Below are 18,089 nucleotides of genomic sequence, written 5' to 3'. Positions count from 1 at the left end.
CTGCCGTTCGTCGCGGGCGCGGCGCTGCTCGTCGTGTGCTGCGCGAGCCTGGCCGATGCCGCGACCGACAGCGAGCAGATGATCGAGACCGCACAGCACGCGGCCTGCGTGACGGCTCAGGCAGCGGCCACTTCGGCCGCTCCGGCGGTCCCACCGCGCGGGTTGTGCTGTGCACACGGACACCTGGACGGGCCGGTCCGACACCGCTGATCGACGGGCGTCCCTCCGCCCCGGGGGACGTTCCGCGAAAGTGTGACACTGACACGAGTAAGTGACACACTTTTTTCGCAGACCCACCCCACCCCTCACCGTCCCTCACTGCCCCTCAACAGCGCCGATCACAGCAGCCGTCCGGAATACACCCGTGTTATCGTCGCCCTACTCATCGCCAGGAATCCTGTCGATCAGCCTCGACGACAGGACCGAACTCCCCCGTCGCGCGCACTCCATGAATGGAGCGGTATGTCTGTTCTGGCCCGGCCGGCGGTGGCCGCCTTCGCCGCCAAGACCCTGCAGCGGCTCTCCTTGATGGCCGACCGCCGCCCGAGCGGGCGCGGTTCCGCCGCCTCCTCGCATCAGCGGTTCCCGCAATTCCCGCGCAACACAAGGGAGTTGACGATCCCGACCGCGGTCGCCCCGGCACGCGCCACGGTGTATCTGCCGGCCGGCGAGGGCCCGCCTCCGCCGGTGCACGTGAACTTCCACGGCGGTGGTTACGTCGTGCCGCTGACCGAACTCGACGACCCGCTGTGCCGTTTCCTCGCGGCGGAGGCAGGTGTCGTAGTGGTCAACGTCGACTACGTCGTCGCGCCGCAGCACCCGTTCCCCGCGCCGCCCCGGCAGGCCTTCGAGGTGGTCCGGTGGATCGCGGAGCACGGGGCCGAACAGGGCTGGGACGGCGACCGGCTCACCGTGGGCGGCCAGAGTGCCGGGGGCGGGCTCGCGGCGGCGGTGGCCCGGCAGGCACTGGAGGAGGGCGGCCCCTCGATCGCGCTCCAGGTGCTGCACTATCCGCCGCTGGACCTGGCGACCAGCGCGAAGGACAAGCAGGCCGCCATCGCCAAACCGGTGCTGCGGCCCTGGATGGCCGAGGTCTTCGACACGTCGTACGTCCCGGATCCGAAGGTGCGTGCCGACCGGCTGGTGTCGCCCGCCCATCCCTCGGACACCGCGGACCTCAAGGGCATCGCCCCGGCCATGGTCATCACGGCCGAGTACGACCTCCTCAAGGCGGAGGGCGTCGCCTACGCCGACCGACTGCGGACGGCGGGCTCCCTGGTCGGGCACGTCGAGGTCGCCGGAGCCGACCACGGCTACGACGGCAAGGACGACGAACGGGCCCTGCACACCTACGCCCTGATCGCCCGTCAGCTGCGGGATGCCGTGGGCACCGCCTGAACTCCCCTCGCGGACAACGCGCTTCGCCGACCGCCCCCCCTCGGACGGTCGGCGAAGCACTTGCCACCGGGTCACGCCAACGGCACCGGCTCCGGCGGGGTGAGGCCGAACTTCCCGGCCGCCTCGGTCAGTTCACGCCACACCTTGGGCGCGACGGGAATGCCCTTCGCGCCGCGTCCCTCGGCGACGGCCGCGCTGCGCTCGCCTGGGTAGAAGACGCCCTCGACGCCGTCCGCCGGAGGCAGTTGCTTGAGGGTGGCCAGCGTCGCGTCGACCGCCTCGGTGAAGGCGGCCGGGTCGCCGAAGGCCGCCGGGTCCAGGGCGATGAGCAGCGCGTTCTGGCGGTGCTTGCGGCCCTGCGGGTCGTCCGAGTGAAAGGCGGCGAAGATCGGCGCACCGACCAGCACACTGGTGAGCAGCTCGAAGGCGAGGGACATCCCGGAACCCTTGGCACCGCCCAACGGCAGTGGCATGACGGCCAGTTCGGGATCGGTGGTCGAGGTGCCGTCGGCGGTGGCGGCGGCGCCCTCGGGCAGCGGGGTGCCGCTCGCCTTCGCCTGGCGGATCTTGCCCAGGGCGATGGTCGCGGTCGCCATGTCGAGGAGCAGGGGGGCGTGGGCCTCGGCCGGTACGGCGATGGCGAGCGGGCTGGTCGCCACGGCGGCGCCCTTGACGCCGGTGTAGCCCATGTTGGGCATGCCGGCGACGTAGCCGATGCCGACGAGACCCTGCTCGGCGATCTTCGACACGTAGTAGCCGATGGCGCCGGTGTGGACGGTACGGCGGACCCCGACGGCGGCGACACCGCTGATCCTGGCCCGGGTGACCGCCTCGTCGGCGGCGGCGCTGAGTGCCACCGGGCCGGGGGCGCGGTCGGCGTCCAGGACGGCGGCGGCCGGGGTGGTGGACTCGACCTTCATGTCGGCGTCGGCGTTGGCCACCCCCTTGGCCAGCAGCTCCAGGTAGGCGGGGACGCGGGCGATGCCGTGCGAGTCGACGCCGCGCAGCGCGGCCCACACGAACACGTCGGCGGTGGTGGACGCCTGCTCGGCGTTCAGGCCGCCCTTCTCCAGGAGGGCGGCGGAGAAGGAGCGCAGGTCGTCGGCGGCGACAAGGACCTTGCCCGGCTTGGGCGTTGCGGTGTCGGACATGGTGGCGGGTGCCTTCCTGGTTCAGCGGGTGACGAGCACGTCTACGACGGCGGTGGTGCCCTCGGTCACGGCCTTGAGCGCACGCTCCAGCGCGGGGGCGAGTGCCTCGGGCGCGTCGACGGTCTCGGTGTGCATCCCGAACGGCTCGGCGAACGCGGCGAGTCGGGGCAGCCGGTGCAGATCGGTGCCGAGCCACTCGCCGGTGTCGGCGGCGGCTCCCTCGGGGTAGAACCGGCGGTGGTTGAGGTTCATCGACTTGTAGACGCGGTTGTTGAACACCACGATCAGCAGCGGGAGTTCGTAGGCGTTGGAGGCGTCGTACGACTGGATGACCGGGTTGTAGGTGAACGCGCCGTCCCCGATGGTGAGCACCACCGGGCGTTCCTGGGCGGCGAGTTTGACGCCGAGCGCGACCGCGATGCCCTGGCCGAGGCCGCCCTGGACGTAGAAGTACGAGTCGGGGTCGGCGGTCTGGACATGGCGCTTGACGACGCGGCTGTGGGTGATGGTCTCGTCGACGACGATCCCGCCCTGGCCGTCCAGCAGCTTGCGCAGGGTCGCGGCGACGAGGACCGGGTCGATGCCCTCGGCCTGCGCCGCCTTCGTCTCGGCCGCGGCGATGGCGGCCTGCTCGTCGGCGTGCCGCTGCTCCTGGGCCGCACGGCGTACCGCGACGGCCTCCGTGTCCAGGTCCTTCGCCCGCTTGGCCAACTGGCGCAGGGTGTTGGCGACGTTGCCTTCCAAGTACTTGTCGGCGAACAGGACTTGGTAGACGACGTGCGGGCGCTGCGGCACCTCGTCGATGACGACGATCGTCGCCTTGGAGGGGCGGCGCGACGGCGGATAGAAGGGGGCGCGGCAGTTGACCAGAAGAATCAGGTCCGCCTCGTCCATCCACGGTCCGATGTCGCTGCCGGCGTGCAGCGGGTGGGTGCGCGGGAAGTTGCCGCACACCGCCGAGTCGGGTTCGACGACCGGGATGTTCCACGCCTCGGCGAAGGCGACCAGGGCCTCGAAGCCGCCCGCCTCACGGCCCGCGGTCTCCGTGACGATCACCGGGTTCTTCGCCTCCCGGATCAACTGGGCGACCGGGTCGACCTCTTCGGGCGAGCTGTGCGTGGAGCCCGGCGCCGCGATCGGCTTGGCCTCACGCCCGTCCCACTCCTCCAGCAGGATCTCCAGCGGGACGTTGAGGTACGCCGGTCCCGCCGGGGCCCGCCAGGCCAGTTCCGCCGCCCGGGTCACCATCGTAGGAAGGGTGTGGACGCTGGCGGCCTCGTTCGACCACTTCGTGAAGGGCTGCGCGATCTGGTGCGGGCCGCCCACGATGGACAGGTTGCGGTACCACTGGCCGCCCGGGTCCTGACCGGGACCGTCGCCGTACGTGGTCGACTCCGAGGAGCTGACCACCATCGGGACGCCCGCGAGCAGCGCCCCGTGCACGGCCATCGAACCCTGGAGCAGACCGGGGGCCGCGTGCAGCAGCACGCCCTGCGGCCGGCGCTTGATGAGTCCGTAGCCGGTGGCCATGCCGACGGCGACGGTCTCGTGGGTCAGGTCCAGATACTGCGGGCAGGGCAGTCCGTCGCGGTGGCGGCGGGCCAGGGACTCCCAGACGGGGGCCCACTCGGACCCCGACGAGCAGAAGATGTAGTCGGCGCCGACGGCGTTGAAGGCGGTAACGAGAGCATCGCCGCCGTCGGCGCCCGGGGAGTTGGTGGTGTCGGTCATCTCTCGTGTTTCCTCAGCCCTCGATCGGCCAGTTCAGGACCTCGGAGATTCCGCGGCCCATGATCCATTCAAGCTCCTCGGGCGTGAAGTCCCAGTGCTTGGTGAACTGCTCGATCGTGTCGGTGTACGTGATGCCGTGCCCGAGCAGCCGCGTGATGTCGGTGCCGTAGAAGCAGCGCTGCGGCCCCATCTTGTCGACCATCTCGCGCACGTACTTCTGGATGTTGTTGTTCGGGAACGGCTGCGTGGAGTAGCCCGGGAGCGCCGAGAGCTTCACGTAGATGTTCGGGTGGGCCGCCAGGTCGGCGGTCTCCGAGACCCAGTAGCCGATCGCGTCGTCGACACAGCGGGCCATGATGCCCATGTGGTCGATGATGATCTTCAGCTCGGGGTGCTTGGCGGCGATCTCGCCCAACTCCCGCTTCCAGATGGGCGCGTGGACCATCGTCGGGACGCGCAGTTCCTCGGCGATCGGCCAGTACCAGTCGTTGGTGCCGTCGATCATCCAGTTGCGGTCCTGCGGCCGGTGGAAGGTGAGGCGCGTGCCCTTCACATGCGGGTTCTGCGCGAAGTCCGCCAGCATCGCCTTGCCCTCTTCGGGCTTGTTCTGCGGGATGCGCGCCATGATGCCGAAGCGGTCCGGGTGCGCCTCGCAGGCCTCCAGGGCATAGTCGATACGGTCGCCCTCCCAGGACGGCGGCAGGATGAGGGCCCGGTTGACGCCGGCCTCGTCCATGAGCTCCAGGGCCTCCTCGTACGAGAAGGGGTCCTCGCGGTGTCCGTTGAGGCGGATGCGCTCCCGCGCTCCCGGGACCCAGGGGCGGTCCGGGCTCTCTTCCTTCCAGATGTGGATCTGCGTGTCGACAACGAACATGTCCGGAACTCTTTCTCTCGAAGGTCTTTACGGAAGGAACGCTAGGCGGGCGAAGGGGCCTTGCCGAGCTCTGGGAGTGCAAGCAGTAGTTGCGCGAAACACCGCTGTACGCAGGGCATTCTCAGTTTGCGGACGAGGCGCTGAACACGGCGCCGACGATGTGCTCGGCGATCGCCATGGAGGCGGTGGCGGCCGGCGAGGGCGCGTTGCGTACGGCGGTGATCCGGCCGACCCGATGGATGCGGAAGTCGTCCACGAGCGTGCCGTCGGGGTCCAGTGCCTGCGCCCGGACGCCCGCCCCGCCGCGTACGACGTCGGAGACGCCGACCCCGGGGACGTACAGCTTCGCGTCCTTCATGAAGGCCGACGCGGACAGCGAGCCGCGGTACTCCTTGATGCCGGTCCGCCAGTGCTGGGCGGCCATCCGCCAGGTGCCGGGATATGCGGCGAGCCCGGCGAGGTCCTTCACGGAGAGTCGGCCGAGCTTGTAGCCCTCCCGGGCCAGGGCCAGGACGGCGTTCGGGCCGACCTCGACGCTGCCGTCGACCCGTGGGGTGAAGTGCACGCCGAGGAAGGGGTAACGGGGGTCGGGCACCGGGTAGATGAGCCCGCGCACCAGGTGGGTGCGGTCCGGCTTGAGGAGCATGTACTCGCCCCGGAACGGGATGATCTTCGGTTCCTTCTTGTCCTGCGCGAGCTTGGCCACGGCGTCGGAGTGCAGTCCTGCGCAGAGGATCAGCCGGTCGACCTTGATGCGCTCCTGCCCGGACACGACCTCGATGCCGCCCGGCACATTGGTGATGGAGGTGACCGGGAAACCGAGTCTCACCTCGCCGCCGGAGGCCTCGATGTCCTTGGCGAACTCCCGGGCGATCGCCGGGTAGTCGGTGATCGCGGTGCGCGGGGAGTGCAGGGCCGCGATGCCGCCGACGTGCGGCTCCAGCTCCTTGATCTCCTCCCGGGAGATCTTGCGGAGTTCGGGCACGTGGTTGTTGCGGGCCCGCTCGTAGAGGTTCTCCATCCGGCCCAGTTCGTCCGGCCGTACGGCCACGACGAGCTTGCCGATCTCGTCGTACGGCAGCCCGCGGTCCTGGCAGTACTCGCGCAGGATCGATACGCCGCGTACGCACAGGTCGGCCTTGAGGCTGCCCGGGGCGTAATAGATCCCGGCGTGTACGACGCCGGAGTTGTGGCCGGTCTGGTGGACGGCGACCTCGTGTTCCTTCTCCAGGACCACGACCCGGGTGCCGGGGCGGCGCAGGGCGATCTCGCGGGCGGTGGCCAGGCCCACGATGCCGGCGCCGACGATGCCGATCGTCTCGTCAGCCATCGGCATCCTCCTCTCTCTGTCCTGCTCGCCCGCTCATGCGCCGATGTGGACGGCGACGGTCTTGACCCGGGTGGAGAAGCGCAGGACCTCGTCGCCCTGCTCCTTGTAGCCCGTGCCGGAGTCGTGGAATCCGCCGAAGGGCAGGTGCACGTCCCAGCCGGGGGTGGTCGCGTTGACCGCGATCTGCCCGCACTCGGCGTCGTCCGCGAAGCGGTACGCGGAGGCGAGGTCGCGGGTGAACACGGCCGCGGCGAGCCCGAAGTCGGAGTCGTTCACCGCGTCGACGGCCTGCGCGAAGTCGTCCACGGCGCGGACCGCGAGCACCGGTCCGAAGACCTCCTCGCGCCAGATCGCCGTCTCGGCGGTGACATCGGCGAGCACGGTCGGCTGGACGAAGCAGCCGTACGCGTGGTCGCCGTCGGTGTCCGCCGCACCGCCGGTGAGGACGGTGGCGCCCTGCTCGACGGCGCCCTTGAGATGTGCGAGGACGCTGTCGCGCTGCTTGGGGCTGGACAGCGGGCACAGGGTGGTCGACGGGTCGCTGCCCGGGCCGACCTTCAGCGCCTCGACCTCGGCGACCAGCAGCCGGGTGAACTCCTCGTACACCGGCCGCTCGACGATGACACGGCTCGTGGCGGTGCAGCGCTGTCCGGCCTGGCCGAAGGAGGCGGCCACGACGGTCTTCGCGGCGAACGGCAGGTCGGCGTCCTTGAGGACGACGGAGGCGTTCTTGCCGCCGAGTTCGCCCTGGAAGCGGACGTTGCGGTCGGCGAGGCGGCGGCGGATGCGGTTGCCGACCTCGTTCGAGCCGGTGAAGGTGATGCCGACGATCCGCGGGTCGTCGAGCAGCGCCTCCTCGATCTCGGCGGTGCGGCCCGTCACCACGTTGAGCACACCGGCGGGCAGGCCCGCGTCGTGCAGGGCGCGGGCGAAGTGCAGGCCCGACAACGGTGTCTCGGTGGCCGGCTTGAACACGGCCGCGTTGCCGGTGGCGAGCAACGGGGCGAGCTTGCGGGCCGGGGTGATCAGCGGGTCGTTCCAGGGGCTGATCACGAGGATCACGCCGATCGGCTCGCGCTGGGTGTGCACGCGGGTGTTCGGGCGGGCGTCGTGCAGGAGCGTGCCGTAGCCCTGGCGGGCCAGGCCCGCGTAGTAGTCGAGGAAGTCGGCGGCCTTGAGGGTCTCGCCGCGGGCCTCGGCGCCGGTCTTGCCGTTCTCCGCGGTGACGTCGGCGGCGATCTCGTCGACCCGCTCGCGGATCAGCTTGGCCGCCTCGGTGAAGATCCGGGCCCGTTCGAAGGGGCTGGTGCGCTTCCATACGGCGAAGCCGCGCTCGGCGTGGTCGTAGGCGCGGGTGACGTCCTTGGCGGCGAGGGCGGGGATGCGCGCGAGGGGGGTGCGGACATCGGCGGGGTTGTGCACCTCGATCCACTCGCCGGTCGCCACCCACTCTCCACCGGAGAGGGTTTCCAGGCTTCGCATGAAGATCACTTCCTTCGTCCGCCGCGGTGCGGGTCCGCGGTCTGCACAGTCAGCGGCCACAGTGGGCCGAATGCGACAACACACCATGTGGGGGCGGTGCCACCAGCCCCGCGCAGGCAGGCATTGCTTGCGCCGCGCGCAGGTCGGCGGAGGGTTGTTCCGTGCTGGAATCGGCAGGCCGGACGGCATGTGCCACGCCGCCGGGAGCCGGGGATCCGCTGAGGATCCGATTGAGGATTCGTTGAGGAGAGACACGACATGGCCTACGCAGTCATCGCCCGCTACTTCTGCGCGCCCGCCGACGAGGCCACGGTTCGGGCCGCGTTGCTGAAGGTGCGCGAGCAGACCCGTGCCGAGCCGGGGAACCTGGCGTACGAGGTGCACGCCGAAGCGGATGTGCCGGGGAGTTTCGTGCTGTACGAGCAGTACGCCGACCGGGCCGGTTTCGAGGCGCACAAGGCGGCCGACCACTTCGACGAGCTGATCGTGCAGACGATCTGGCCGCTGCTGACCGACCGCAAGGTGACGTTCGCCGAGGTCCTCTGACGGATCCCGCCGGGAAGCGCGTCGCGGCGCTTCCCGGCTCGTCCGTCCCCGTCAGAACTCGTTGCCCCAGACGTACCGGGCGATCGTCTCCACCAGCTCGATCTTCCGGCGCTGTTCCTCAGTGGTCAGCAGCGGCCTGCTCGCCACGTCGGCGAAGCCCCGGGACGGTGCTACGGCCCCGTCCTCCAGGTCCTTGAACTCGCCGACCGCGTCGAGCCTCGCCATCACCGTGTCGATGTCCTCCAGCGCGGGCACGGTCGCGTCGACGATACCCAGGCAGAAGTCACGGTCCTCGGGCAGGGCCTTGACCAGGGCGAGTTCGGACGGGGTGCCCTGGTCGAAGGGCAGGATCCAGCGGTCGGCGCCGATCGCGCCGTAGAGCTTCTCGGCACGGGCCCAGTCCACCGCGGCGGGGGCGACCGGGCCGGGAGCGAGGCCGATCCGTACGCCCTCGGGGCGCTCGTCCAGTCGTACCGCCAAGGCGTCGACGGCGAGGGCGTCCTCGAAGGAGAGTGCGCCGCCGTCGGCCGGGTCGGTGGCCAACTGGCCCAGGAGAAGGGGGTTGTTGAGCTGGATCAGCCGGACACCCTTGGAGACCAGCGTCTCGATCTCCGCGAGGACGATCTCCGCGAGCGCCTCCCCCAACTCCCGTGCGGAGGAGGGGCCCAGGCCGGGCTGGAAGGTGGTGGCGGCGAGGTACGCGGGCGAGGGCAGCGAGGCCTTCGGGGCGATCACCGTCAGTTCGGTGAGCCGCGCCGCCCAGTCCGCGAGCAGCGGGCCGTTCGCCTTCGGGAGGGACTCCGCGACCCAGCGCACCAGGCCGTCGGCGTCGGTCTCGTCCGTACGCCGGAAGCCTGACACTCCGTCAAGAACCGTGCTGCGGAAGTCCTCTCGGGGGAAGTCGCCGTCGGTGACGACGGTGGAGCGCAGCTTGCGCTGGAGGACGACCGCGTCCTTGACCGCCTGAAGCTCCGCCTCCTTCAGCGCCTCGGGGTCGCCCGCTGCGCGTGCGGCGGTCAGCTCGGCGGGGCGGACCAGGCTGCCCTGGTGGTCGATGCGGTAGTTGAACGTGTCCGCCATGAGTTATGCGTCCTTTCCGGACGAGGACGAGGGCGAGGCCGGCTTGCCCGCGACGCCCCAGGCGGCGAAGTCCAGCTCGTAGCCGAGGGAGGCGAGGACCTCCTCGGCGATCTGCTGGTCCTCGTCGGCGGTGCCGCCGGCGATGCCGAGGCCGCCGATGATCTCGCCGTCCTTCTTGATGGTGAGGCTGCCCTCGGTGGCCATGATCGGCATGGCGGCGCCGGGGAGTTGGGACAGCTGGGAGAAGAAGACGGGCTGGCTCTCCTGCCACTTCTTCAGCATCTTGCCGGGCCGCTGCATGATGGCCGCCGTGTACGCCTTGGCGCGGGCGATGTCCGGGGTGAGCGGGCGGGCGCCGTCCGGGCGGCGGATGGCGATCGGGAAACCGCCGGCGTCCACGACGGCGACGCTCACCGCCTTCCCGATCGACTGGGCGCGCTTGTGGGCGGCGTCGATGATCTCCTCGGCGGCGTCCAGGGTGAGGGTGCTCATGCTGCTTCCTTCGGTGCGGTGAGGGTGCGGCGCAGGTGGGCGACGGCGGCGTTGTACTTGGCGGGCGTCTCCCAGTACATGGAGTGCGGAGCGTCCGGGACGATCTCCAGGTGTGAGCCGGCCAGCAGTTCGTGGGCGCGGGTCACGGTCTTCACGCTGAGCACCGCGTCCTTCTCGCCTGCCAGGAAGGCGACCTTGACGCCCGAGTCCCGGATGTCGTCCAGGGAGGGGCCGTTGGTGTCGAGGTTGCGCAGGTCCTGCATCTTGGCGACGTTGAACGTGCCCATCTGCTGGAAGAGGAAGGTGAGGTCGGCCCGTTCCTGCTGGAAGCCCTTCGTCAACAGGCGGTCGATGACCGGCAGTTTGACGGCCTCGGCGCGGTCGGCGGCGGCCAGTTCCTTCAGCTCGGGGTGGCTGATGCCGCCCAGCGAGTGGCCGAGCACGACGGAGCCGACCCGCTCGGGCCGCAGCAGTCCGGCACGCAGGGCGGCGACGGAGCCGATGGACTGGCCGACGAGCATGGCGTCGGTCAGGTCTTCCTTGTCGAGTACGGCGACGACGTCGCCGGGGAAGTCCTGCCCGTCGAACTCGGGCATAGACGAGTCGGACTTGCCGAAGCCGCGCAGGTCCACGGTGACGACCGTGAACTCCTCGCGCAGCGCGGCCACTTGCTGCCACCAGGCGGCGTGGTGACCGCCGCTGCCGTGCACGAACAGGATCGCCGGACCGCTGCCGTGGCGCTCGTAGTAGATGGAGGTGCCGTCGGAGTCGGCGATGGGCATGGGGGTGAACTCCTGTACGCGCGGGATTAGTTGGGGCGGCGGCCGTGGAAGACGAGCTCGATCATGGTGTGGTCGGGGTCGTGGATGTAGCAGAACTTCGACTGGTTCTCGGGCCGTTCGATCGGCCGGGTGTGCCGGATGCCCAGGTCCGTGATGTGGGCGAGGAACTCGTCCCAGTCGTCGACCTCGACGGCGAAGTGATAGGGCGCCATGCGCTCCATCTCCTCGACCGGCGTGAAGTGGAGGTCGAAGTTGCCGCGGGTCATCAGCACCACACGGGAGTTGGACTTGGGCATGATGCGCTTCATCCCGAAGACCTTCGTGTACCACTCGGCGGTCCGGTCGGGGTCGGTGGTGGGGAAGTTGACGTGGTGGATGTAGCGGGGTGCGCTGCTCATGACGGATTCCCTTCGCTGTGTACGGGGTTGGACAGGACGCCGATGCCGCTGATCTCGATGTCCACGGTGTCCCCGGGTTCGAGTTGGCAGGTGGACTCGGCGCCCATCCACAGCACGTCCCCCGCGTGCATGGTGATGTGCTTGGTGAGCTCGACGATGTGGTCGAACGGGTCGAAGACCATGTCGCCGGTGGCGAACGAGGCACGGACCTCCCCGTTCACACGGAGTGTCGTGGTCTGCGCCAGGGCGTCGACGTCGGTCTCCATCCAGGGACCCATCGGCTTGAACGTGTCGCTGTTCTTGCTGCGCCAGAAGGAGCGGTCCTGGTGCTGCCAGGTGCGGGCGCTGACGTCGTTGCCGATCGTCCATCCGAAGACCGACTTGCGGGCCTCTTCGTACGTGGCGTGCCGGAGCGTACGGCCGATGACGGCGACCAGTTCCGGCTCGGCCTCGAAGCGGCCCTCGACCTCGGCCGGCTTGACGATGGGCGAACGGTGGCCGGTGAGCGCGTTGTTGGCGCGGTAGCCGACCTCGGGGCGGGCGGGGGTCTCGGCGCGGGCGTGCGCGATGTGCCGCGGGTAGTTCATGCCGACCGCGTAGAACACGGGCGGGACGACGACGGGCAGCCACTGGGCGTCGGCGACCGGCACCGTGCCGATGACGGTGGGGTCGCCGTCGAGGGGGGACTCGGACAGCAGCTCGATGTCCTCCTCCCTCACGCGGCCCCAGACCGCCCGGCCGCCGACCGAGACACGGGTGTACCTCACGGCGTCAGCCCGCCAGCTGGTGGGAGACGCGCTTGGTGATCAGGTAGGCGTCGAGGGCCTCGGGGCCGCCCTCTCTGCCGTAACCGCTCTCCTTGACGCCGCCGGAGGGCGCCTCGGCGACGGAGCCGCCGCAGTGGTTGATGGAGAGGATGCCGGCCTCCAGCGCGTCCGAGAGCTTCTCGGCGGTGGCGGCGGACTCGGTGAAGCCGTAGGCGGCGAGGCCGTAGGGCAGGGCATTGGCGACGGCCAGCGTCTCGTCCAGGTCGGTGAAGGGCACGATCGGCGCGAGCGGGCCGAAGGGCTCCTCGTGCAGCAGGGCCGCCTCCGCCGGTACGTCGGTGAGGACGGTCGGGGCGTAGAAGTAGCCGTCGCGCTCCAGGCGTTGGCCGCCGGTGAGCACCTTTGCGCCACGCTCCACGGCATCCGCGACCAGGCTCTCCATGGCCTGCAGTCGGCGCTCGTTGGCCAGCGGGCCCATGGTGGTGTCGGCGTCGAGGCCGTCTCCTACGGTGACCTCCTGAGCGGCCTTGACGAACTCGGCGGTGAACGCGTCGACGATGCTCGCGTGGACGAAGAAGCGGCTCGGCGAAGTGCACACCTGACCGGCGTTGAAGAACTTCGCCTGCGCCGCCTTGCGGGCGGACTTCACCGGGTCGGCGTCGGCACACACGATGACCGGGGCGTGGCCGCCGAGTTCCATCAGTGTGGGCTTCATGACCTCGCCCGCCTGGGCCGCGAGGAGCTTGCCGACCGGTACCGAGCCGGTGAAGGCGACCAGGCGGATCCGCGGCGAGGGGATCAGGTGGGCGGAGACCTCGGCCGGTTCACCGAAGACGAGGTTGAGCACACCGGCCGGGAGTCCGGCGTCGGCGTAGCAGGCCACGAGCGCGGCTGCCGTTGCCGGGGTCTCCTCGGACGCCTTGATGACGATCGAGCAGCCTGCGGAGAGGGCGGAGGAGAGCTTGCGGTTGGGGCCGCCGACGGGGAAGTTCCACGGCACGAACGCGGCCACGGGACCGACGGGTTCGCGGCGGACGGTGAGGACGGTGCCGGGTGCGGACGGGATGATCCGGCCGTAGGCGCGGCGGGCGTCCTCGATGTGCCAGCGCAGGGTGTCGGCGGTGCGCAGGGCCTCGGTGGTGCCCTCGCGAAGCGGCTTGCCCTGTTCCTGGGCCATGATCCGGCCGATCTCGGGGGCGCGCTCGGTGATCAGGTCGGCGGCGGCATGCAGGATCGCGGAGCGCTTGGCTATCGGGGTGGCGCGCCAGGTGCGGAACCCCTCGGTGGCCGCGTCGAGGGCGCGGTCGAGGTCGGCGGTGGTGGCGAGGGGGACTTCGCCGATCACCTTCTCGGTGGCCGGGTTCACGATCGGGGCGGTCCGTCCGGTGCCGCCCTGGCACCACTCGCCCGCGATGTACATGCGGACGGCGGGGTAGCCGTGGTCGGAGGTCATGAGTGGGTGCCCTCTCAGGCTGGAGGAGAGTCAGTTGGCGGGGGCGTCCTGGTCGCGGTTGGAACGCAGTGCCCAGATGTGGTGCGGCGGGGTGGTCTCGTGGACGCGGGTCTCGTAGGTGTCGTCGACCCGGTCCATGTCCGCCGCGTACTCGACGCGGCCTCCGCAGGGGGCGTGGACGAACCGGAAGACGTTCGAGCCGACCGTGTGGCGGCCGAGCTTGCGGGCCTCCCGCCAGCCGCGCTCGATCATGTAGTTGCCGCCCTCGATCACGTCGTCGAAGCCGGGGACCTCGTAGGCGATGTGGTTGACGCCGGCGCGGTCCGGACGGTGGCACAGCAGGATGGTGTGCTGGTCGTCGTCGCCCGGTGCCTGCATGAACACGCCCATCGGTTCGACGATGTCGGTGGGCCGGAAGCCGAGCCGTTCCGTATAGAACGCGACGGCCTCCTCGCGCCCCTCCTTGACGATGTTCAGCGCGACATGGCACATGCGCAGCGGGAAGGCCCGGGTGAGCGGTTCCAGCGCGGTGTTCCAGCGGTCGACGCTGCCCAGCGCGTTGGCGGGGCGCGGGGTGACGTCCGCGTCCTTCGGGCGGGCCAGGGTGAGTCCGACGCCGAAGCCGCTCTCGTCCACGGTGTGGAAGACACCGTCGGCGCTCTCGTGGACCTTGCGGTCCCGGCCGGCGGCGGCGACCAGCCGGGCAAGTTCCTCGGGGGTGTCGACGCCCCAGACCACCTCACGGATCGTCGGCCCGGCCTCCACCGGCGGTGGCAGCAGGGGGCCGGGCACGGTGTCCAGGTGGAGGGTCTGTCCGGTGAGTGTCTCGAAGACCGCGTGTTCCTCGGTGCGCTCCAGCAGGAACAGCCCGAAGTCGCCGAAGAAACGGACACATTCGTCTACGTCGTCGATGCCGTAGGTGACCGATTCGATTCTCTGGATTCCCATGGATGCCTCGTTTTTTTCGCGGGTCGCCCGGCGAGCCTAGGTTTCGGGGCGTGAAGGCCTCAATGGTCCGAGCTCGTCTTAATTCGCAATCGTTTCTTGCAACTACGCGCGGATGGCCGGAATGGGATTCTGTGAGAACCATTCGGCGAGGAAGTCCAGGAACACGCTGACCTTGCGCGGGGTGGCCTGGCCGGGGCCGTAGATCGCGAAGAGCGGACGGTCCGGTACGGCGAGTTCGGGCAGCAGGACCTTGAGGGCGCCGGAGAGGAGGTCGTCGTAGGCGGGCCGCTGTGGGAGCAGGGCGATGCCGCGGCCGTGGACGGCGGCCTTCTGGAGCGCGAGGTAGGAGTTCGACGAGAACGCCACGTTGCGGATCTTGTGCAGGGTGCTCGTGTGTCCGTGGCCGATGCGCCAGACCGGGTCGTTGACGTGGACGAGGCACTCGTGGTGGGCGAGGCCGTTGGGCTCGGTGAGCGGGCCGCCGCGCTCCAGGTACTTCTCGGAGGCGCAGAGCACGAAGGGCAGGGAGGCGATCTTCTTCAGGCGGACGCTGGAGTCGCGGAGGTCCCGGGTGTGGAAGGCCACGTCGAAGCCGCTGTCCAGGAAGTCGTAGGTACGGTCCGACATACCGCCCAGTTCGAAGCGGACGTGGATCTTGGGGTGGGCGGCGGAGAACGCGGCGATCGCGTCCCCGAGGTCCAGGCTGCCTATCCACTTGGGGCAGATGATGCTCAGGGTGCCCTCGGCGCGGTCGTGGATGTGCGAGATGACGGCGTCCTCGGCCTCGATCTCGTCGAGGATGCGGGCCGCGAATTCGGCGTACCTGAGCCCGGGTTCGGTGAGGCTCACCGAGCGGGCGGTGCGGTTGACGAGGCGGACGCCCACCTGTCGCTCCAGCTCGGCGACGTGGCGCGACACGAGCGAGCCCGACGAGCCCAGCTTCTTTGCGGCGCCGCTGAAGCTCCCGGTCTGTGCGACGGTGACGAAGCTGTGCATGAGGAGCAGTCGATCCATGATTCCTCCGGTGGCCCACGTGTGCCAGGGGTGGGCCCCGGCGGCGGTGCCGGTCGTACATAGGGGTCCGGTCAGGTCCGGAATGTCACCATAGCGGCTCTATCAGGACATTCCAGCGACGTGCCGGACGGGCGGCTCGGGACAGTGCGGGACAGGCATCGCTGCCCACGCGGCTCTCTTACTTGGGGCAGTACTGGGGTGCCTTGCTCAGGTTGTCCTTGGTGACCAACAAAAGAGGAATGTTGGCAATCTTGTCAACCTTCTTCTTGGCCAGGAGACCGACCGCGTTCTTGACCGCGGTCCGACCGATCGACATCGCCGAGTTCGCCACGGTCGCGGAGAGGCGGCCGTCCTTGACCGCGGCCAGGCCCTCGTCCGTGCCGTTGGCGGTCACGATCTTCACGTCCTTCTTGCCTGCCGCGTCGAACGCCTTGCGGGCGGCCAGCGCCATGTCCTCCGAGGCGACGAACGCGTACTGCAGGTCCGGGTGGGCCTGGATCATGTTCTCGGCGACGTCCTGCGCCTTCACCGGGTTGAACATGCCTGGCTGGTTCGCGACCACCTTCGCGGTGCTCGGCAGCGCCTTCGTGAAGCCGCCCACCATCAGGTCGGAGGCCGCGCCGGGCGCCCCCGCGATCACGCCGACCTGGACGCTCTTGCCGCCCGCGTCCTGCGCGATCCAGCCCGCGTCCAGGGCGCCGAGCTTGCCCAGGTCGACGACGGCCGCGCCGAGGATGTCGTTGACGTCGCTGGTGGCCACGGACGTCAGGTAGATCGGTATGTTCGCGGCCTTCGCCTTGGCGATGTCGCCCTTCAACGCGTCCACGTTGACCGTCTGCACGATCAGCGCGCTCACACTGCGTGAGGTCATGTCCTCGATGTTGGACAGCTCGGTGGTGGAATTCTGGTGCGAGTTGGCGGTGAAGACCTTGGCGTTCTCCGTCTTCGCCGTCTGCTCGACCGCTTTCTGGAGACAGCTGTGGAACTCGGTGTCACCGCCGTTGACGAATCCGAGGGTGACATCGCCGGAACTCCCGCTGTCGTCACTGTTGCCACAGCCGCTCAGTACGAGAGTGGTACCGGCGAATGCGGCGAGCAGGGCTCTGCGGGAACGGACCGAAATTCTCATGGTGAATCGCCATTCGAGGAGGGAGTGAGCAGGACCGGTCAATGACGTGCGGAACGTGCCTTGTGCATCTCGTTGGCGATGGCCGCGATGAGCAGCACTCCGCCGACGGAGACCGACTGGTAGTTGCTGGAGACCTGGAGCAGGTTCAGCGCGTTGGCGACCACACCGAGGAGCACCACGCCGAGCGCGGTCCCTACGACGGTGCCGTAGCCGCCTGCCAGGGCGGTGCCGCCGATGACGACCGCGGCGACCGCCTGGAGCTGGAGCGAGAGTCCGCCCGTGCCGGGGCTGCTGCCGCTGAGCCGCGAGAGCAGCATCAGGCCGGCCAGTCCGGACAGGGCGCCGGTGACGGCGTAGAGGGAGAGCTTGCGGGCGGTGACGTTGATGCCGCTGAGCCGGGCGACGTGCTCGTTGCCGCCGATGGCGAAGGCGTCGCGACCGAACACCGTGAACCGCATGACCAAGGCGGTCGCCACCAGCACGAGGATCGCCACGACCAGCAGGTACGGCACCCCGAGGATCTTGTTGTTGCCGAGGGCGAACATCTTGGTGCCGATGGAGACGCTGACGCTGTCGAGCACGAGCAGGGCGACGCCGTCCAGGAGAGTCGCCGTGGCCAGGGTCGCGACGAACGGGGCGACGTTGGTGAACGTCACGACCACCCCGTTGACCAGACCGATCAGCGTGGCGAGCACCAGCGTCATGACGACGGTGAACGCGGTGGAGTGGCCGTGCGCCAGCAACTGTGCCCCGACCGCCGTGGTCACGGCGACGTTGCTGCCCATGGAGAAGTCCATGCCGCCCGCGGTCATCAGCAGCGTGAGTCCGGCCGCGATCACGGCGACGACGCTGACCTGACGCAGGATGTTGATCACGTTCGTGTCGGTGGCGAACGAGTCGGTCCGCATCGAGGTGGCCACGATCACGACGATCAGCACAGCGATCAGACCGGTGTGCGGGGCTCCGCGCAGCGCGGCCAACGAGAGCTTGGGGCGCGCCTTCTCGGGCGGTTCGGAGACGCCGGGGGCGTCGGTAAGTGTCTTGACGCTCACTGCGGTTGACCTCCCAGGGCGGTGGCGACGAGTTCGTCGTGGGTGATGGCGTCGATGTCGTGCTCGGCGACCGTGCGACCGGCGCTGACGACGACGACCCGGTCGGCGAGGCGCATGACCTCCTCGGCGGAGGAGGAGGCGAGCAGGACGGCGACACCGCGCGAGGCGAGATCGTCGACGAGGGCGTGGATGTCCGCCATGGCCGCGATGTCGACCCCGTTGGTGGGGTCCTCCAAGAAGCAGGCGACCGGCTCGGTCTGCAGCCACTTGGCGAGCAGCACCTTCTGCTGGTTGCCGCCGGACAGCGCGCCCACCGGCGGGTTGCCGGCGAGCGCGACCACGCCGTAGCTGCGGCGCAACGGGGCGGCGCGGCGGGCGAGTTGGGCTCGACGGTGGGTGCGGCGGCGGGCGAAGCGGTCGCCGGCCAGCATCAGGTTCTCGTCCAGGGAGAGCTCGGGGACA

Annotated in this window: 17 protein-coding genes and 2 pseudogenes; 3 read left to right on the top strand and 16 right to left on the bottom strand. The window is 69.7% G+C overall.

Going from position 1 to position 18,089, the window contains the following annotated elements:
- Together R6V09_RS23355 and R6V09_RS23350 are read left to right on the top strand one after the other, a co-directional pair.
- A pseudogene (locus R6V09_RS23355) lies at positions 1-210 on the top strand (M56 family metallopeptidase); the annotation flags it as partial.
- A 252-nt stretch (positions 211-462) separates the two neighbouring features.
- Positions 463-1,398: an alpha/beta hydrolase fold domain-containing protein gene (locus tag R6V09_RS23350; protein WP_317883384.1), complete on the top strand. Its 936-nt coding sequence runs from the start codon at positions 463-465 to the stop codon at positions 1,396-1,398.
- Positions 1,399-1,469: 71 nt separating this feature from the next.
- On the opposite strand, the gene R6V09_RS23345 is transcribed toward R6V09_RS23350, so the two are convergent.
- The 5 genes from R6V09_RS23345 to R6V09_RS23325 all read right to left on the bottom strand — a co-directional run bounded on the left by R6V09_RS23345 (position 1,470) and on the right by R6V09_RS23325 (position 7,966).
- Positions 1,470-2,549, bottom strand: coding sequence for an Ldh family oxidoreductase (locus R6V09_RS23345; protein WP_317883383.1), 1,080 nt, complete (start codon positions 2,547-2,549; stop codon positions 1,470-1,472).
- Positions 2,550-2,570: 21 nt separating this feature from the next.
- Complete coding sequence (locus R6V09_RS23340) at positions 2,571-4,280, bottom strand: thiamine pyrophosphate-dependent enzyme (RefSeq protein WP_317883382.1); 1,710 nt, start codon at positions 4,278-4,280, stop codon at positions 2,571-2,573.
- A gap of 13 nt (positions 4,281-4,293) precedes the next feature.
- A complete protein-coding gene (locus R6V09_RS23335) occupies positions 4,294-5,154 on the bottom strand; it encodes an amidohydrolase family protein (RefSeq protein WP_317883381.1) in 861 nt (286 codons plus the stop codon).
- A gap of 121 nt (positions 5,155-5,275) precedes the next feature.
- Positions 5,276-6,484: an L-2-hydroxyglutarate oxidase gene (gene lhgO / locus R6V09_RS23330; protein ID WP_317883380.1), complete on the bottom strand. Its 1,209-nt coding sequence runs from the start codon at positions 6,482-6,484 to the stop codon at positions 5,276-5,278.
- Between the two features lie 33 nt (positions 6,485-6,517).
- Positions 6,518-7,966 (bottom strand): aldehyde dehydrogenase family protein, encoded by a 1,449-nt coding sequence (locus R6V09_RS23325; RefSeq protein ID WP_317883379.1) that lies wholly within the window; start codon positions 7,964-7,966, stop codon positions 6,518-6,520.
- Positions 7,967-8,224: 258 nt separating this feature from the next.
- Between R6V09_RS23325 and R6V09_RS23320 the strand changes: the two genes are divergently transcribed.
- Positions 8,225-8,512, top strand: a complete 288-nt coding sequence (locus R6V09_RS23320) for a putative quinol monooxygenase (RefSeq protein WP_317883378.1) — start codon at positions 8,225-8,227, stop codon at positions 8,510-8,512.
- Positions 8,513-8,563: 51 nt separating this feature from the next.
- Here R6V09_RS23320 and R6V09_RS23315 read toward each other — a convergent pair whose 3' ends face one another.
- From R6V09_RS23315 to R6V09_RS23265, 11 genes and pseudogenes are all read right to left on the bottom strand, one after another.
- On the bottom strand, positions 8,564-9,592 hold the full coding sequence (locus R6V09_RS23315) for a methionine synthase II (cobalamin-independent)-like protein (RefSeq protein ID WP_317883377.1): 1,029 nt from the start codon (positions 9,590-9,592) through the stop codon (positions 8,564-8,566).
- Positions 9,593-9,595: 3 nt separating this feature from the next.
- Positions 9,596-10,084 (bottom strand): GlcG/HbpS family heme-binding protein, encoded by a 489-nt coding sequence (locus R6V09_RS23310; RefSeq protein ID WP_317883376.1) that lies wholly within the window; start codon positions 10,082-10,084, stop codon positions 9,596-9,598.
- Positions 10,081-10,866, bottom strand: coding sequence for an alpha/beta fold hydrolase (locus R6V09_RS23305; RefSeq protein ID WP_317883375.1), 786 nt, complete (start codon positions 10,864-10,866; stop codon positions 10,081-10,083). Before R6V09_RS23305 ends, R6V09_RS23310 begins: the two co-directional genes overlap by 4 nt.
- A 26-nt stretch (positions 10,867-10,892) precedes the next feature.
- Positions 10,893-11,264: a VOC family protein gene (locus tag R6V09_RS23300; RefSeq protein WP_043663869.1), complete on the bottom strand. Its 372-nt coding sequence runs from the start codon at positions 11,262-11,264 to the stop codon at positions 10,893-10,895.
- Positions 11,261-12,031 (bottom strand): fumarylacetoacetate hydrolase family protein, encoded by a 771-nt coding sequence (locus R6V09_RS23295; protein WP_317883374.1) that lies wholly within the window; start codon positions 12,029-12,031, stop codon positions 11,261-11,263. Before R6V09_RS23295 ends, R6V09_RS23300 begins: the two co-directional genes overlap by 4 nt.
- Before the next feature lie 4 nt (positions 12,032-12,035).
- Entirely contained in the window at positions 12,036-13,484 is a 1,449-nt protein-coding gene (locus R6V09_RS23290) for an NAD-dependent succinate-semialdehyde dehydrogenase (protein ID WP_317883373.1), read from the bottom strand.
- A 30-nt stretch (positions 13,485-13,514) separates the two neighbouring features.
- Positions 13,515-14,432, bottom strand: coding sequence for a VOC family protein (locus R6V09_RS23285; protein ID WP_317883372.1), 918 nt, complete (start codon positions 14,430-14,432; stop codon positions 13,515-13,517).
- A gap of 102 nt (positions 14,433-14,534) precedes the next feature.
- The gene (locus R6V09_RS23280; RefSeq protein ID WP_317883371.1) at positions 14,535-15,446 is read right to left on the bottom strand and encodes a LysR family transcriptional regulator; all 912 of its coding nucleotides are present in this window, start codon (positions 15,444-15,446) and stop codon (positions 14,535-14,537) included.
- A 178-nt stretch (positions 15,447-15,624) separates the two neighbouring features.
- On the bottom strand, positions 15,625-16,575 hold the full coding sequence (locus R6V09_RS23275) for a sugar ABC transporter substrate-binding protein (protein WP_317883370.1): 951 nt from the start codon (positions 16,573-16,575) through the stop codon (positions 15,625-15,627).
- Positions 16,576-16,613: 38 nt separating this feature from the next.
- Complete coding sequence (locus R6V09_RS23270) at positions 16,614-17,627, bottom strand: ABC transporter permease (protein WP_317883369.1); 1,014 nt, start codon at positions 17,625-17,627, stop codon at positions 16,614-16,616.
- Positions 17,624-18,089, bottom strand: a pseudogene (locus R6V09_RS23265) (sugar ABC transporter ATP-binding protein); the annotation flags it as partial. The gene R6V09_RS23270 and the pseudogene R6V09_RS23265, both read right to left, overlap by 4 nt.

The organism is Streptomyces sp. W16 (assembly GCF_033194735.1).
Lineage (GTDB): Bacteria > Actinomycetota > Actinomycetes > Streptomycetales > Streptomycetaceae > Streptomyces.
This window is presented reverse-complemented; position numbering and strand designations above follow the sequence as displayed.